Source organism: Kitasatospora sp. NPDC058965 (assembly GCF_042741245.1).
Lineage (GTDB): Bacteria > Actinomycetota > Actinomycetes > Streptomycetales > Streptomycetaceae > Kitasatospora.
The window spans coordinates 7,527-23,690 of the sequence record NZ_JBHYKG010000123.1; the positions used below are offsets into that span (position 1 = coordinate 7,527).

The 16,164-nt window shown below is 73.4% G+C and carries 10 protein-coding genes; 8 read left to right on the forward strand and 2 right to left on the reverse strand.

Annotated features, from left to right (window positions below):
- Positions 1-123: 123 nt before the first annotated feature.
- Together lon and ACFW1A_RS20820 are read right to left on the reverse strand one after the other, a co-directional pair.
- Positions 124-2,535 (reverse strand): endopeptidase La, encoded by a 2,412-nt coding sequence (gene lon, locus ACFW1A_RS20815; RefSeq protein WP_380410599.1) that lies wholly within the window; start codon positions 2,533-2,535, stop codon positions 124-126.
- A 135-nt stretch (positions 2,536-2,670) separates the two neighbouring features.
- The gene (locus ACFW1A_RS20820; RefSeq protein ID WP_380410600.1) at positions 2,671-3,462 is read right to left on the reverse strand and encodes a rhomboid-like protein; all 792 of its coding nucleotides are present in this window, start codon (positions 3,460-3,462) and stop codon (positions 2,671-2,673) included.
- Between the two features lie 515 nt (positions 3,463-3,977).
- Here ACFW1A_RS20820 and ACFW1A_RS20825 point away from each other — a divergent pair.
- The 8 genes from ACFW1A_RS20825 (at position 3,978) to ACFW1A_RS20860 (ending at position 16,131) form a co-directional block, all read left to right on the forward strand.
- Positions 3,978-4,709, forward strand: a complete 732-nt coding sequence (locus ACFW1A_RS20825) for a response regulator transcription factor (protein WP_380410601.1) — start codon at positions 3,978-3,980, stop codon at positions 4,707-4,709.
- A gap of 62 nt (positions 4,710-4,771) precedes the next feature.
- Positions 4,772-5,914 (forward strand): sensor histidine kinase, encoded by a 1,143-nt coding sequence (locus tag ACFW1A_RS20830; RefSeq protein WP_380410602.1) that lies wholly within the window; start codon positions 4,772-4,774, stop codon positions 5,912-5,914.
- 364 nt (positions 5,915-6,278) lie between these two features.
- A complete protein-coding gene (locus ACFW1A_RS20835) occupies positions 6,279-10,004 on the forward strand; it encodes a multifunctional oxoglutarate decarboxylase/oxoglutarate dehydrogenase thiamine pyrophosphate-binding subunit/dihydrolipoyllysine-residue succinyltransferase subunit (RefSeq protein WP_380410603.1) in 3,726 nt (1,241 codons plus the stop codon).
- Between the two features lie 91 nt (positions 10,005-10,095).
- Positions 10,096-11,736 carry a serine/threonine-protein kinase gene (locus tag ACFW1A_RS20840; RefSeq protein ID WP_380410604.1) on the forward strand — a complete coding sequence of 547 codons (1,641 nt, stop codon included), beginning with the start codon at positions 10,096-10,098 and terminating at the stop codon, positions 11,734-11,736.
- 84 nt (positions 11,737-11,820) lie between these two features.
- Entirely contained in the window at positions 11,821-13,782 is a 1,962-nt protein-coding gene (locus ACFW1A_RS20845) for a serine/threonine-protein kinase (RefSeq protein ID WP_380410605.1), read from the forward strand.
- A 66-nt stretch (positions 13,783-13,848) separates the two neighbouring features.
- Positions 13,849-14,028 (forward strand): DUF6104 family protein, encoded by a 180-nt coding sequence (locus ACFW1A_RS20850; RefSeq protein ID WP_380410606.1) that lies wholly within the window; start codon positions 13,849-13,851, stop codon positions 14,026-14,028.
- Positions 14,029-14,242: 214 nt separating this feature from the next.
- Positions 14,243-15,139, forward strand: a complete 897-nt coding sequence (locus ACFW1A_RS20855) for a DUF4097 domain-containing protein (protein ID WP_380410607.1) — start codon at positions 14,243-14,245, stop codon at positions 15,137-15,139.
- Positions 15,136-16,131, forward strand: a complete 996-nt coding sequence (locus tag ACFW1A_RS20860) for a helix-turn-helix transcriptional regulator (RefSeq protein ID WP_380410608.1) — start codon at positions 15,136-15,138, stop codon at positions 16,129-16,131. The genes ACFW1A_RS20855 and ACFW1A_RS20860 overlap by 4 nt, the downstream gene beginning before the upstream one ends.
- The last annotated feature ends 33 nt before the right edge of the window (positions 16,132-16,164 follow it).

Sequence of the window (16,164 nt, forward strand, 5' to 3'; positions counted from 1 at the left end):
CCCGCCCCGCCCCCCGCCCGCCCGCGGGCGCTCCCGTGGGGGGGGGTTTGGGGGGCGGCCGCCGGGGGGCGGACGCCGCGGTCCCCGCGGGGCCCCCCCCCGACCGCGCCGCGCGCCCCGCGGTTACGCCGCCGCGCTCGCCACCAGCACCTCGGCCGGCTCCAGCGCCAGCGCCAGCACCTCGCGCACGTCGGCCACCGGGTGGACGGTCAGCCGCTCCAGCACCTCGGCCGGGACGTCGTCCAGGTCGGGCTCGTTCCGCTTGGGGATGATCACCGTGGTGATGCCGGCCCGGTCGGCCGCGAGCAGCTTCTGCTTCACGCCGCCGATCGGCAGCACCCGGCCGGTGAGCGAGACCTCACCGGTCATCGCCACGTCGGTGCGCACCTTGCGGCCCGAGAGCAGCGAGGCCAGCGCCGTGGTCATGGTGATGCCCGCGCTCGGTCCGTCCTTGGGGACCGCGCCCGCCGGCACGTGCAGGTGGATGCCCCGCTCCCGCAGGCCGGTCACCGGCAGCTCCAGCTCCGCCCCGCGCGAGCGCAGGAAGGAGAGCGCGATGTGCGCGGACTCCTTCATCACGTCGCCCAGCTGACCGGTCAGGGTCAGCCCGGTGGAGCCGGTCTCGGCATCGGCCAGCGAGGCCTCGATGAAGAGCACGTCCCCGCCCGCGCCGGTGACCGCCAGCCCGGTGGCCACGCCGGGCACCGCGGTGCGGCGCTCGGCCGGTGCCTGGGCCGCCTCCGGGGTGTGGTGCGGCCGGCCGATCAGGCCGCGCAGGTCACCGGTGTCGATCGTGGTGGGCAGCTCGCGCTCGCCCAGCTCGCTCTGCGCCGCGACCTTGCGCAGGATCCGGGCCACCGACCGCTCCAGGGTCCGCACGCCGGCCTCGCGGGTGTACTCGCCGGCCAGCTTGCGCAGCGCCGCCTCGGTCACCGCGACCGTCTCGGCCGACAGGCCGGCCCGCTCCAGCTGACGGGGCAGCAGGTGGTCGCGGGCGATCACGACCTTCTCGTCCTCGGTGTAGCCGTCCAGCCGGACCAGCTCCATCCGGTCCAGCAGCGGCTCCGGGATCGCCTCCAGCACGTTGGCGGTGGCCAGGAAGACCACGTCGGACAGGTCGAGCTCGACCTCCAGGTAGTGGTCCCGGAAGGTGTGGTTCTGCGCCGGGTCCAGCACCTCCAGCAGCGCCGCCGCCGGGTCGCCGCGGTAGTCCGAGCCGACCTTGTCGATCTCGTCCAGCAGGACCACCGGGTTCATCGACCCGGCCTCCTTGATCGCCCGGACGATCCGGCCGGGCAGCGCGCCGACGTAGGTGCGCCGGTGGCCGCGGATCTCCGCCTCGTCCCGGACGCCGCCGAGCGCCACCCGGACGAAGTCGCGGCCCATCGCGCGGGCCACCGACTCGCCCAGCGAGGTCTTGCCGACGCCGGGCGGGCCGACCAGCGCCAGCACCGCACCGCCGCGCCGCCCGCCGATCAGGGTCAGCCCCTGGTCGGCCCGGCGCTTGCGGACCGCCAGGTACTCCACGATCCGGTCCTTCACGTCGGCCAGGCCGGCGTGGTCGGCGTCCAGCACGGCGCGGGCGCCGGCGATGTCGTAGGCGTCCTCACTGTGCTTGTTCCAGGGCAGCTCCAGCACCGTGTCCAGCCAGGTGCGGATCCACGAGCCCTCGGGCGACTGGTCGGAGCTGCGCTCCAGCTTCTCGACCTCCTTGAGGGCCGCCTCGCGCACCTTCTCCGGCAGGTCGGCCGCCTCCACCCGGGCCCGGTAGTCGTCCTCCTCGGAGGCGGACTCGCCGTTCAGCTCGGCCAGCTCCTTGCGCACCGCCTCCAGCTGGCGGCGGAGCAGGAACTCCTTCTGCTGCTTGGCGACGCCCTCCTCGACGTCCTTGCGGATGGTGTCGTTGACCTCCTCCTCGGCGAGGTGGTCCTTCATCAGCTGCAGGGCGTACTCCAGCCGGGCCACCTGGTCGGCCTCCAGCAGCGCCTTGAGCTTCTGCTCGGCGGAGACGAAGGGGGCGTAGCCGATGTTGTCGGCCAGCTCGCCGACGCCCTCGATGGCCGCCAGCCGGTCGACGATCTGCCAGGCCCCGCGCTTGCGCAGCCACTCGGTGGCGACCGCCTTGTACTCCTTGACCAGCTCGGCGGCCCGGCCGGTGACCGGGACGGCCACCGCGGACTCCTTGAACGGCGTGGTCTCCACCCAGAGCGCGGCGCCCGGGCCGGTGGTGCCGGCGCCGATCCGCACCCGGCGGACCGCGCGCAGCAGCGCGGCGGGCTCCCCGTCGGCCAGCCGGCCGACCTGCTCGACGGTGGCCAGGGTGCCCACCGCCGCGTACGAGCCGTCCAGCCGCGGCACCAGCAGCACCTGCGGCTTGCCGCCGTCCACCGACGTGCGCGCGGCCGACCGGGCCGCCTCCACGGCGGCGCGCACCTCGGTGTCCTTGAGGTCCAGCGGCACCACCATGCCCGGCAGCACCACCTCGTCGTCGAGCGGCAGCACGGGCAGGGTGAGCGAAGCGGACGTCGATGCCATGATCTCTCCCCAGTCAGTGAACTTGAGTCGACATGACTAAGGCTTGGCGAGTCCCGGATGTTCCCCGGACTTTGTTCGCTCTGAGCGATCAAGGATGACGGTCGGGAAGCGGGCCGCGGCGGACCCGGCGGAGCGTCAGACCCGGGCCGGCGCCGGCTGCGGCTCGACCCGGGCGCGCGGGCGCACCGCCAGGACGGACCGGAGCGCGCGCAGCGGACCGAACGGCCCGCGCGGACCCGGCGGGCGCCGGCGCAGCGGCCGCCACAGCGCGATCCCGGCCAGCAGCGCGGTCGGGTGCCCGATCGCGGTCACCAGGTCGGCGTCGTCGGTCACCTGGTGCAGCACCAGCAGCACCGCGGCGGTCAGCGCCAGCACCCGGCCGCGCCGGCTCAGCAGCCCGGCCAGCGCGCCCAGGCAGGCCAGCACCCCGTAGCTGATCCCGATGTCCAGCTCGTCCAGGATGCTCGGGCCGACCTTCCCCATCGCCACCGCGACCGCGACCAGGCCCTGCGAGACCAGGGTGCCGACCACGTGCCCGGCCGCGAAGACGCCGGCCGCGCGCAGCGGGCCCACCCTGCGCTCCAGGGGTGCCACGGTGAGCGCCATCGCCCAGAAGTACGGCATCCACACCGGCCCGACCACCCACAGGCCGCTCATCAGCAGCGAGCGCAGCGGGGTGCTGACCAGGTGGTGGCCGTCGGTGCTGGACATCGTCTGCAGCTGGTGGACCAGCTGCGGGTCGCCGAACCGGGTCAGCGCGGTGGTGCCGGCCAGCACCAGCAGGTAGGCCAGCGCGAACGGGTTGCGGCGCGGGGTGGGCACCTGGCGCAGCAGCCAGAGCAGCGGTCCGCTGCGCAGCCCCAGGCGCAGGCCGGCGTAGCGGGCCACGGGGACACCACGGGTGCCAGTGGGCATTGCCTCGGCCATGTCGCCTCCGTCTCTCGCCGTCCTGCCCGGCCCGGGCCGATGCGGATGGAACCGATCGGGGCCCGTCGGCGTCCAGGTGAGCATGACACGCTCGCTCCGCGTGCACACGGTGCCATCGGCCGCCGGTTTCGTCCACGGTACGGGCTCCGGCTGAGAGCTGTCTGAGGATCCAGCTGTGGTGCGCGTTACGGCAGTTCAGGACTTGGTCCAGACCTTTGCCGGGGACGGGCGGCGCCGCCGTACTCAGTCGGTTTCGTGCATACACACCGTTACGGTGAGGCGACGTGGACGGGTAAGGTAACGGCCCGTGCCGGTCCCCGGGGCGCGCGCATCCGCCTGCGGCAGGATTTCTGTGGACCGCCTGTCGGGGTCCACCCGAGGTACGTACGCTGCGGGGTGTGTGCCATCCCGGGACATCAGACCGGCACGGTGACAGACGACGGAACAAGACTACGAGCGGTGCCCGGCACTCCCACAGGTGACGGCCCGCAGGCCCTGGGGGCGGTGGCGTGACCGTGACAGAGATTCAGCAGGACACCGGCGCGAGCGGTGTGATTGCCCAGCGACGCGTACTGGTGGTGGAGGACGAACCCACCATCGCCGAGTCCATCGCGGCCCGGTTGGGCGCGGAGGGCTTCAAGGTCGCCGTGGCGCACGACGGCCCGGGCGCGGTGGACGGCTTCCACACCTGGCAGCCCGACCTCGTGGTGCTCGACATCATGCTGCCGGGCTTCGACGGGCTGGAGGTCTGCCGCCGGATCCAGGCGCAGCGCCCGGTGCCGGTGCTGATGCTGACCGCCCGCGACGACGAGACCGACCTGCTGGTCGGCCTCGGCGTGGGCGCCGACGACTACATGACCAAGCCGTTCTCGATGCGCGAACTCGCCGCCCGGGTCAACGTGCTGCTGCGCCGGGTGGAACGCGCCCAGCAGGCCGCCCGCACCCCGGCGCTCGGCTCGCTGCGCTTCGGCGAGCTGGAGATCGACCACGTGCAGCGCCGGGTCCGGCTCGCCTCCGGCGACGTCCACCTGACGCCCACCGAGTTCGACCTGCTGGCCTGCCTGGCCGCCCAGCCCCGCGCGGTGCTCACCCGCGAGCAGCTGCTGGCCGAGGTCTGGGACTGGACCGACGCGTCCGGCACCCGCACCGTGGACAGCCACGTGAAGGCGCTGCGCCGCAAGATCGGTGCCACCTGGATCCGCACCGTGCACGGCGTGGGTTACGCGCTGGAGGCCCCGGTCGGCTGACGGGCCGCGGGAGACGCACGGGCACAGCACGGCGCACAGGAACAACGGGGACCGAGCACCGAATGAACAGCGAGACCGAGATCGACCCGACGGCCGGCAGACGGCCGCCCGGAAGGTTCGCCACGCGGCTGTGGCGGGCGGTGCGCCCGCTCGACCCGCTGCGGTCGATCAAGGGCAAGCTCAGCATGCTGGTGGTCATCGCGGTGGTGATCGCCACCGGCCTGGTGCTGATCGCGATCAGGTCCGGCACCCAGGTCCGGGTGATCACGGTCTTCTCGATGATCGCCTCCCTGCTCTTCATGCAGATCCTGGCCCACACCTTCACCGCCCCGCTGCGCGAGATCACCGCAGCGGCCCGGGCGATGGCCGGCGGCGACTACAGCCGCCGGGTGACCACCCGCTCCCGCGACGAGATCGGCGAACTGGCGGCCACCTTCAACACGATGGCCGCCGACCTGGAGGCCGCCGACCGGCACCGCCGGGAGCTGGTGGCCAACGTCTCGCACGAGCTGCGCACCCCGATCGCGGCGCTGCAGGCGGTGCTGGAGAACATCGTGGACGGCGTGGTCACGGCGGAGCCCGCCACCCTGGGCGCCGCCCTGGAGCAGACCGAGCGGCTGGGCCGGCTGGTCGCCCACCTGCTCGACCTGTCCAAGCTGGACGACGGCGTGGTGCCGCTGGACGCCCGCGAGTTCGAGGTCGGCGCGTTCCTGGCCGGCGTGCTGCGCGGACTGACCGTGGACGGCGCCACCGCCGGCGGCGCCTGGAGCCGGCGGGACGACGTGCGGCTGCGGCTGGACGTGCAGCCCGAGGAGCTGACCGCGATGGCCGACCCCGAGCGGCTGCACCAGGTGGTGGCCAACCTGGTGGACAACGCGTGCAAGCACTCCCCGCCGGCCGGGCTGGTCACCGTGCGGGCCCGGGCGGGCCAGGCGCCGCTGGGCCTGCTGCTGGAGGTCGAGGACCAGGGGCCCGGCATCCCCGCCGAGGACCGCGTCCGGGTCTTCGACCGGTTCAGCCGCACCGGTACCGCCACCGCCCAGGGACCGGGCAGCGACGGCGGCACCGGGCTGGGCCTGGCCATCGCGCGCTGGGCGGTGGACCTGCACGGCGGGCGGATCGAGGTGGCCGACCGGTCCGGCGGCTGCCTGATCCAGGTGGCGCTGCCCGGCGTCCAGCAGTCCGTCCCGGCCCAGCGCCGCTGAGCCGCACCCCCGCCGACCTGCGACGCAGCGGGCCCGCGGGGGCCCGGCCGGTCCGCACTGTCCACCACGGCCAGCTTTGTCACAGAATTGGGACAAGCTGGTGATCGACAGGCACTGATCGATCGCATCCGGTCAATCCTGGTGCCCTTTGTCCGCTTTTCGGCGGCTTCGTACGGGTGGCGAAGTCGCTCATTTCCCCCCGCAAGCGGCTTTCTAACGCGATTTTTCGGCCAAAGTTCCGCCGGGCACTGTGATCTGGGCGACGCCGACCCCCCGGGGACTGCGCGATGACTGGTCAGGGGCGTAGCCTTAATCCCCGCTGTCCAAACATCCCAGAAGGAAGCGGAAGAGGGCGGTTGCCGCCGTGTCGCCACACCCTGAAACCCCCAGCTCGGCAAGTACCACTGGCTTCGGCCCCAATGAGTGGCTCGTCGACGAGATCTACCAGCAGTACCTCCAGGATCCCAACTCGGTCGACCGAGCCTGGTGGGACTTTTTCGCCGACTACAAGCCCGGTACCGAGGTGACCTCAGTGACCCAGGCCGTGACCCCGGCCGGCCCCACGCCGACCCCCGTCGCCGCCCCTGCTCCTGCCGCCGTCCCCGCGGCGACTGCCCCCGCCCCCGCGGTGGTCGCGGCCGCCCCGGCCGCGCCGCTGGCAGCCGCCCCGGCCGCGCCCCCGGCCCCCAAGGCCAACGTGCCGGCCCCGGCCCCGGTGGAGGCGAACGGACCCGAGCTGGTCCAGCTGCGCGGCCCGGCCAAGGCCGTGGCGACCAACATGGACGCCTCGCTGGAGGTGCCGACCGCGACCTCGGTGCGCGCCGTCCCGGCCAAGTTGCTGATCGACAACCGCATCGTCATCAACAACCACCTGCAGCGCGCCCGCGGCGGCAAGGTCTCCTTCACGCACCTCATCGGCTACGCCATGGTGCAGGCGATCAAGGCCAACCCGGGCATGAACCACAGCTACCAGGAGAAGGACGGCAAGGCCTTCCTGGTCAAGCCGGACCACGTGAACCTGGGCCTGGCGATCGACCTGGTGAAGCCGAACGGGGACCGCCAGCTGGTGGTCGCGGCCATCAAGAAGGCCGAGACCCTCGACTTCTTCGGCTTCTGGCAGGCCTACGAGGACATCGTCCGCCGGGCCCGCGCCAACAAGCTGACCATGGAGGACTTCACCGGGGTCACGGTCTCGCTGACCAACCCGGGCGGCATCGGCACCGTCCACTCGGTGCCGCGCCTGATGCAGGGTCAGGGCACCATCCTGGGCGTCGGCGCGATGGAGTACCCGGCCGAGTTCCAGGGCACCTCGCAGGAGACCCTGTCCCGGCTCGGCGTCTCCAAGATCATGACGCTGACCTCCACGTACGACCACCGGGTCATCCAGGGCGCCGCCTCCGGCGAGTTCCTGCGCGCGATCCACCAGCTGCTGCTGGGCGAGCACGGCTTCTACGACGAGGTCTTCGAGTCGCTGCGGATCCCGTACGAGCCGGTCCGCTGGGCCACCGACGTGGCCGCCACGCACGACGACGAGGTCAACAAGACCGCCCGCGTCATCGAGCTGATCCACGCCTACCGGGTCCGCGGCCACCTGATGGCCGACACCGACCCGCTGGAGTACAAGCAGCGCAAGCACCCCGACCTGGACGTGGTCCAGCACGGCCTCACCCTGTGGGACCTGGAGCGCGAGTTCGCGGTCGGCGGCTTCGGCGGCCAGAAGATGATGAAGCTGCGCGACATCCTCGGCCTGCTGCGCAACACCTACTGCCGCACCGTCGGCATCGAGTACATGCACATCCAGGACCCCAAGCAGCGCAAGTGGCTGCAGGAGCGCCTGGAGAAGCCGTACGCGAAGCCGGAGCGCGAGGAGCAGCTGCGGATCCTGCGCCGGCTCAACTCGGCGGAGGCCTTCGAGACCTTCCTGCAGACCAAGTACGTCGGTCAGAAGCGCTTCTCGCTGGAGGGCGGCGAGTCGCTCATCCCGCTGCTGGACGCCACCATCGACTCGGCCGCCGAGCACCGGCTGGACGAGGTCGTCATCGGCATGGCCCACCGCGGCCGGCTGAACGTGCTGTCCAACATCGTCGGCAAGCCGTACGGCAAGATCTTCGGCGAGTTCGAGGGCAACCTCGACCCGAAGTCGATGCACGGCTCCGGCGACGTGAAGTACCACCTGGGTGCCGACGGCATCTTCACCGGCCTGGACGGCGAGCAGATCAAGGTCTCGCTGGCCGCCAACCCGTCCCACCTGGAGACGGTGGACCCGGTGGTCGAGGGCATCGCCCGGGCCAAGCAGGACATCCTGGACCAGGGCGGCACCACCTTCCCGGTGCTGCCGGTCCAGATCCACGGCGACGCGGCCTTCGCCGGCCAGGGCGTGGTCGCGGAGACCCTCAACATGTCGCAGCTGCGCGGCTACCGCACCGGCGGCACCGTGCACATCGTGGTGAACAACCAGGTCGGCTTCACCGCCGCCCCGGCCTCCTCGCGCTCCTCGATGTACTGCACCGACGTGGCCCGCATGATCGAGGCCCCGATCTTCCACGTGAACGGCGACGACCCGGAGGCCGTGGTCCGCGTCGCGCGGCTGGCCTTCGAGTTCCGCCAGGCCTTCCACAAGGACGTGGTCATCGACCTCATCTGCTACCGCCGCCGCGGTCACAACGAGGCCGACAACCCGTCGTTCACCCAGCCGCTGATGTACGACCTGATCGACAAGAAGCGCTCGGTGCGCAAGCTCTACACCGAGGGCCTGATCGGTCGCGGCGACATCACCATGGAAGAGGCGGAGCAGGCGCTCCAGGACTTCCAGGGCCAGCTGGAGAAGGTCTTCGCCGAGGTGCGCGACGCCTCCCAGGCGCAGACCACCACCCCGGCCGGCCGGCCGGTGGCCGACTTCCCGGTCAACATCCAGACCGGCATCTCCCAGGAGATGGTCAAGCGGATCGCCGCCTCGCAGGTCAACCTGCCGGACTGGCTGACCGTGCACCCGCGCCTGCTGCCGCAGCTGCAGCGCCGCGCCGCCTCGATCGAGGACGGCACGATCGACTGGGCGACCGGCGAGTGCCTGGCCATCGGCTCGCTGCTGATGGAGGGCCACCCGGTCCGCCTGGCCGGCCAGGACAGCCGCCGCGGCACCTTCGGCCAGCGCCACGCGGTGCTGATCGACCGCAAGACCGGCGAGGACTACACCCCGCTGCTCTACCTGACCGAGGACCAGGCCCGGTTCACCGTCTACGACAGCCTGCTGTCGGAGTACGCGGCGATGGGCTTCGAGTACGGCTACTCGCTGACCCGCCCGAACTCGCTGGTCATGTGGGAGGCGCAGTTCGGCGACTTCGTCAACGGCGCCCAGTCGGTGGTCGACGAGTACATCTCGTCCGCCGAGCAGAAGTGGGGCCAGCACTCCGGCGTCACGCTGCTGCTGCCGCACGGCATGGAGGGCCAGGGCCCGGACCACTCGTCCGCCCGCCCGGAGCGCTTCCTGCAGCTGTGCGCCGACAACAACATGACCGTCGCGATGCCGACGCTGCCGTCGAACTACTTCCACCTGCTGCGCTGGCAGGTGCACAACCCGCACCACAAGCCGCTGGTCGTCTTCACCCCGAAGTCGATGCTGCGCCTGAAGGCCGCGGCCAGTTCGGTGGAGGAGTTCACCGCCGGCTCGTTCCGCCCGGTGATCGGCGACGCCACGGTGGACCCGAAGCAGGTCCGCAAGGTGGTCATCACCACCGGCAAGTTCTACTACGACCTGGAGGCGGCCCGCGCCGAGCGCGGCATCACCGACACCGCCCTGGTCCGCCTGGAGCGCCTGTACCCGCTGCCGGTGGCCGAGCTCCAGGAGGAGCTCGCCCGCTACGGCGAGGACGTGCAGTTCGTCTGGGCCCAGGAGGAGTCGGCCAACCAGGGTGCCTGGCCGTTCATCGCGCTGAACCTGGTCGACCACCTGGACGTGGTGATCGGTCGCAAGGCCAGCGGTGGCCGGCTGCGCCGGGTGGCCCGTCCGGCCGCCTCGGCGCCGGCGGTCGGCTCGGCCAAGCGGCACGCGGCCGAGCAGCAGGCCGTGATCGACGAGGTGTTCAGCATCTGATCCGACCCCGGCCGTCGACCGTGACGGCCCGTCAGTGATCATGCGGGGCCCGGCCAGCACCATGGCCGGGCCCCGCGCTAGTCTCTCCGGCATGCCTGCCCACGACCCTCGCTCCGACCTGCACGTCTTCTCCCCGCTGCACCCCGACGATCCGGCCGAGGTGGCCGGCTACCGGTTGCACGCCAGACTGGGCGCGGGCGGCATGGGGCGGGTCTACCTGTCGTACACCCCGGGCGGGCGGCCGGTGGCGCTCAAGGTGGTCCGGCCCGAGCTCGCGGAGGATCCCGAGTTCCGCCGCCGGTTCGCCCAGGAGGTGGCCAACGCCCAGCGGATCCACGGGCTCTACACCGCCCAGGTGATCGACGCCGGCACCACCGCCGAGGCCCCGTGGCTGGTCACCGCCTACGTGCCGGGCCCCTCGCTGGCCCAGGCCGTGCGCGACCACGGCGCGCTGCCGGTGCGCACCGCGCTGCTGCTGATGGGCGGCATCGCCGAGGCGCTGCAGGTGATCCACCGGGTCGGCGTGGTGCACCGCGACCTCAAGCCGGCCAACGTGCTGCTGGCCGCCGACGGCCCCCGGGTGATCGACTTCGGCATCGCCCGCGCCGCCGACGCCACCGCGCTGACCAGCACCGGGCTGCGGATCGGCTCGCCCGCCTTCATGGCCCCGGAGCAGGCCCAGGGCCACCCCGTCACCCCGGCCTCCGACGTCTTCGCACTGGGCGCGCTGATCGCCTACGTGGTCGGCGGGGTGCCGCCGTTCGGCGAGGGGCCGGAGACCGCGGTGCTCTACCGGGTGGTGCACGAGCAGCCGGAGCTGGCGGCGGTCCCCGCCGACCTGCACCCGCTGCTGCTGCGCTGCCTGGCCAAGGACCCCGCCGACCGGCCGACCACCGCCGAGGTCATCGAGGCGGCCCGCGCCCACCCCGAGGTGGGCGGGCAGCTGCGGTTCACCGAGGACTGGCTGCCGGCCGGGGTGACCGGCGAGATCGCCCGGCGGACCGAGCTGCCGGCGGCGCCGCGCACGGACCCGACGGTGCTGCTGCGGGCGGGGGCCGCCGTCGGAACCCCGGGATCGGCCGAGGCGGTGCCGGTCGAGGGGCCGACGGCGCTGCGACCGCCGCGCCGGCCGGGCGTCTCCTGGAAGGCGCTGGTCGCGGTGGCGGTGCTGATGCTGGGCGCGGGCGGCGGGGTGACCGCGCTGCTGCTGCGCAGCGACCCGGCGCCCGCCGTCGGCGCGGACCGGGCGAGCACGGCGCCGCCGTCCACCGCGGCGGCGAGCACCGCTGCGTCCGCCGCGAGCCCGACCGCGGGCGCCGGCAGCGCCGCACCCCCGCCGAGCGCTCCGCCGATGAAGTACACCGTGGGCTACAAGGACCGGACGCTGGCCATCGCCCCGGACGCGGACCAGCAGTTCGACCTGAAGAACGGCCGGGTCGAGGCGGGCGGCGTGCTGGACTGGCACCTGGCCACCTACGGGCCGGAGTTCCTGATGAGCGACGGCACCGACGCCTACATCGCCAAGGACGGCGGTGCGCTGACCCCCGAGCAGTGCGCCACCGGCCTGGACCAGGCGCCGGTGGCGAACCTGAAGTTCGAGGACCTGCCGCCCGGCCGCTCGTTCTGCCTGCGTTCGAAGGCGGCCGGCACCCTGGTGGTGCTGAAGGTGGTCAAGCTGACCCGGGACACCGGCGCCGCCACCGCCACGCTGACCTCTTACGCGATCGGGTGACGGACGGTCGGATCTGACCTCGCGTCAATAACGTTGTGGAATACGCCGCACTGACGGGTCGGCCGCGGCGCTAGTCTCTGCGCCATGCCTGCCGACGCGTCGCGCTCCGCCATGCCACCACTGCCGGTCTTCCAGCCGCTGCAACCGGATGATCCGGCCACGGTGGCCGGTTACCGCCTCTTCGCCCGGCTCGGCTCCGGCGGGATGGGGCGGGTCTACCTGTCGTACACCCCGGGCGGGCGGCCGGTGGCGCTCAAGGTGGTCCGGCCCGAGCTGGCCGAGGACCAGGAGTTCCGCCGCCGGTTCGCCCAGGAGGTGGCCAACGCCCAGCGGATCCACGGCCTCTACACCGCCCAGGTGATCGACTCCGGCACCACCGCGGACGCGCCCTGGCTGGTCACCGCGTACGTGCCGGGCCCCTCGCTGGCCCAGGTGGTGCGCGACCACGGCGCGCTGCCGGTGCGCACCGTGCTGCTGCTGGTCGGCGGCATCGCCGAGGCGCTGCAGGCGATCCACAGCGTCAACGTGGTGCACCGCGACCTCAAGCCGGCCAACGTGCTGGTCGCCGCGGACGGCCCCCGGGTGATCGACTTCGGCATCGCCCGCGCCGCCGACGCCACCGCGCTGACCGGGACCGGCTACCGGATCGGCTCGCCCGCCTTCATGGCCCCCGAGCAGGCCCAGGACGGCGTGGTCACTCCCGCCACCGACGTGTTCGCGCTCGGCGCGCTGCTGGCCCACGTGGCGGGCGGCGTGCTGCCGTTCGGCGAGGGCACCGACTCCGCGGTGCTCTACCGGGTGGTGCACGAGCCGCCGTCGCTCGGCAACGTACCGGCGGACCTGCGGGAGCTGGCCCTGCGCTGCCTGGCCAAGCGCCCCGAGGACCGGCCGACCCCGGCCGAGGTCATCGAGGTGGCCCGCGCCCACCCCGAGGTGGGCGGGCAGCTGCGGTTCACCGACGACTGGCTGCCGGCCCAGGTGAACACCGACATCACCCGCCGCGCCGACCTGCCGCGCACCCCGGCCAAGCCGGCGCCGGACCGGCCGAGCAACCCCCCGACGGCCGGTCCGCCGGTGCCGGGCGCGGCCCCGGCCGTGCCGCCGGCGCCGCCCGCCGCCCCGCCCGCCGGTCCGGTCGCCCCGCCGTCGACCGTGCCGGTCGGGGCAGTCGGGGCGGTCGACGCGGGCACTGCGGTCGGCGCGCCGAGCGGCTTCGGCCCGGTACTGCCGCCGACCGGGGCGCCCGCCGCGCCGCCGCCGACCGAGACCACGATGCGACTGACCCCGCCGGCGCCGCCCGCCCCGGCCCCCTACCCCGGGCCGGTTGCCGATCCCGGGCCGGCCGGCCCGGCACCGCGGCGCCGGGCCGGCGTCTCCTGGAAGACGCTGCTGACGGTGGCCCTGGTGATGGCGCTCGGCGGCACCCTGGCCGGTGTCCTGCTGACCAGGAGCACCGGCTCCACCGGCAACCGGGCCGGCGCCGACGGGCCGACCGCCACGCAGTCAACCGCCCAGCCGGCGCCGCCCGCCGCCACCCCCGCCGCCTCTGACGCCCCGTCGGCCGGCCCGACCGCCGACGGCAGCAGCAGCGGTGGCGCCGGGTCCACGGTCAGCGCCGGGGCCGGCCCGGCCACCGGCGGGGCGGGCACCCCCCATCCGGCCAAGTACACCCAGGCCTACGGCGACCAGGTGCTGTCGATCCCGCCGAACGCGGACTACCAGTTCGACCTGAAGAACGGCAAGGTGGTCCCGGACAGCTCGGTGGACTGGTACGTCGGCACCGCCGGCACCCAGTTCCAGGTGAGCGGCGGCTCCGACGCCTACGTCGCCAAGGACACGAACGCGCTGACCCCGGAGGCCTGCTCGGCCGGCATCGACCGCGAGCCCGCCGCGCTGCCGATCAAGTTCGACGACCTGGCCGCCGACCGCTCGTTCTGCGTCCGCTCGCGCACCACCGGCTCGATCGTGGTGCTCAAGGTGGTCAAGCTGGGCAGCGGCGACGGCTCCGCCACCTGCTCGCTGACCTACTACCGCAACGACGGCTGAGCCCGGGCCGGGCGGCCGCCGGTCTATCCTGGGCCGGTAGCCCGACCCTGATTCCCGGAGCAGAGCGTGTACTTCACCGACCGCGGCATCGAGGAACTGGCGAACCGGCGCGGCGAGGAGGAGGTCAGCTTCGAGTGGCTGGCCGACCGGCTGCGCGAGTTCGTCGACCTCAACCCCGAGTTCGAGATCCCCGTCGAGCGGCTGGCCACCTGGCTGGCCCGGCTGGACGACGAGGACGAGGACTGACCCACCGGCACGTGCAGGGCCCGGCAGGCGACCGCCTGCCGGGCCCTGCACGTTCTCTCGGCGCGCGGAAGTGCGGCACGGATCCTCCGGGATGGGCCTTGACTTCCGCACTACGCGATATATCGTGAATCTCGGAAGACGCGATACATCGTGATTGCCGGATCGTCGCCCCTCCAGGGTACGACGACGGCTGCGCAACGGGAGGACGCAAACGATGAGCGAGTGGACGGTCGGCTCCGCTGACAAGATCACCCTCGACGAGCCGGTCAGCACCGTGCAGGTGCGGATCATCGGCGGCGCGGTCAACGTGGTCGCCGCCGAGGGCCCGGCCCGCCTGGAGGTCACCGAGCTGGACGGCGAGCCGCTCCAGGTCACCCTGGCCGACGGGGTGCTGACGGTCAGCTACCCGGACCTCAACTGGAACACCTTCGGCGAGAACCTCAAGTCGCTGGACTCGGTGAAGGCCTTCGTCGGCTCGCTGCGCCGCAAGCGCCGGGCCGTGGTCTCGCTGACCGTCCCGGCCGAGGCGCGGGTGAAGCTCGGTGCGGTCACCGCCGACGCCACCGTCTCCGGCGTGCACGGCGGCACCACCGTGCACCAGGTCTCCGGCACCACCACCCTGGTCGGCCTGGACGGGCGGACCGAGGCCAACTCGGTCTCCGGCGACATCGACGCCCAGTCGCTGGCCGGCGACCTGGTGGTGAAGACGGTCTCCGGCGGCCTGACCGTGGTGGCCGGCTCCCCCGCCACGGTACGGGCCAACTCGGTCGGCGGCGCGGTCACCCTGGACCTGGCCGGCAGCACCCCGGCCGACATCAAGGTCAACACGGTCAGCGGCGACGTGGCGGTCCGGCTGCCGCAGCCGGCCGACACCCGGGTCGACGCCGGCTCCACCAACGGCCAGTTCCACAGCGCCTTCGAGGAGCTGACGGTCGGTGGCACCTGGGGCGCCAAGCGGCTCACCGGCACGCTGGGCGAGGGCACCGGCAAGCTCGCGGTGGCCACCGTCTCCGGTGCCATCTCGGTGCTGCGCCGCCCGGAGCCGGAGGACGAGGCCCCGGCGCCGGTCCTCGAACTGACCGACGGGGTCGAGAAGGGTGACCAGGCATGAGTGGTGTGTTCGGGCACGGGCGGCTGCGGCTCTACCTGCTGAAGCTGCTGGACGAGTCCCCGCGGCACGGCTACGAGGTGATCCGCCTGCTGGAGGAGCGCTTCCAGGGGCTCTACGCCCCCTCGGCCGGCACCGTCTACCCCCGCCTGGCCAAGCTGGAGCAGGAGGGCCTGGTGGAGCACTCGACCGAGGGCGGGCGCAAGGTCTACCGGATCACCGGGGCCGGCCGCGCCGAGCTGGCGGACCGTCAGCAGGACCTGGCCGAGCTGGAGGTGGAGATCAGCGACTCGGTCTCCCAGCTGGCCGGCGCGATCCGCGAGGACGTCCGCGACTCGGCCAAGGACCTGCGCGAGGAGCTGCGGGCCGCCGCCGGCTCCACCCCGCGGGCGGCCGCCGACCCCGCCGGCGGGTGGAACGAGGCCGCCTGGCAGCGCACCAAGGACGAGTTCGCCGAGTTCAAGGCCCAGGCGAAGCGGGCCAAGGAGCAGGAGAGGCTCGCCAAGGAGCAGGCCAAGCGGGCCAAGGAGGAGGCCCGCAAGGCCCGCGAGCAGTCCCAGGCGGTCCGTCAGGCCGCCCAGCAGGAGGCGCTGCGGATCAAGCGCCGGGTCGAGCAGCAGGTCCGCGACCACGTCAGCAAGGGCGACTGGCCCACCGGGCTGGCCGAGGGCTTCGCCGAGCTCACCAAGGGCCTGGCCGGCCTGGCCGACCCGTCCCGCTGGTCGGACGAGAAGGCGGCGGCCGGGAAGGCGGCGGGCGAGGAGGTCACCGTCACCCGGGCCGACCGGGAGCCCCCGGTCACCGACCTGCCCGACTGGGCCCGCACCGACCCGGCCGGCGCGCCGGCCCGCGAGCTCGACCGGCTGCTGGACCGCTTCCGCGACCAGGTCCGCGACAGCGCCCGCGACGCCGGGCCGCTGACGCCGGATCAACTCGCCGAGGCCCAGGCCGTGCTGGCCGCGGCGGGCGAGCGGCTGCGCCGCCTGCTGGGCTGAGCCCGGCACACCGCAGGGGTGCCGCCCGACCTC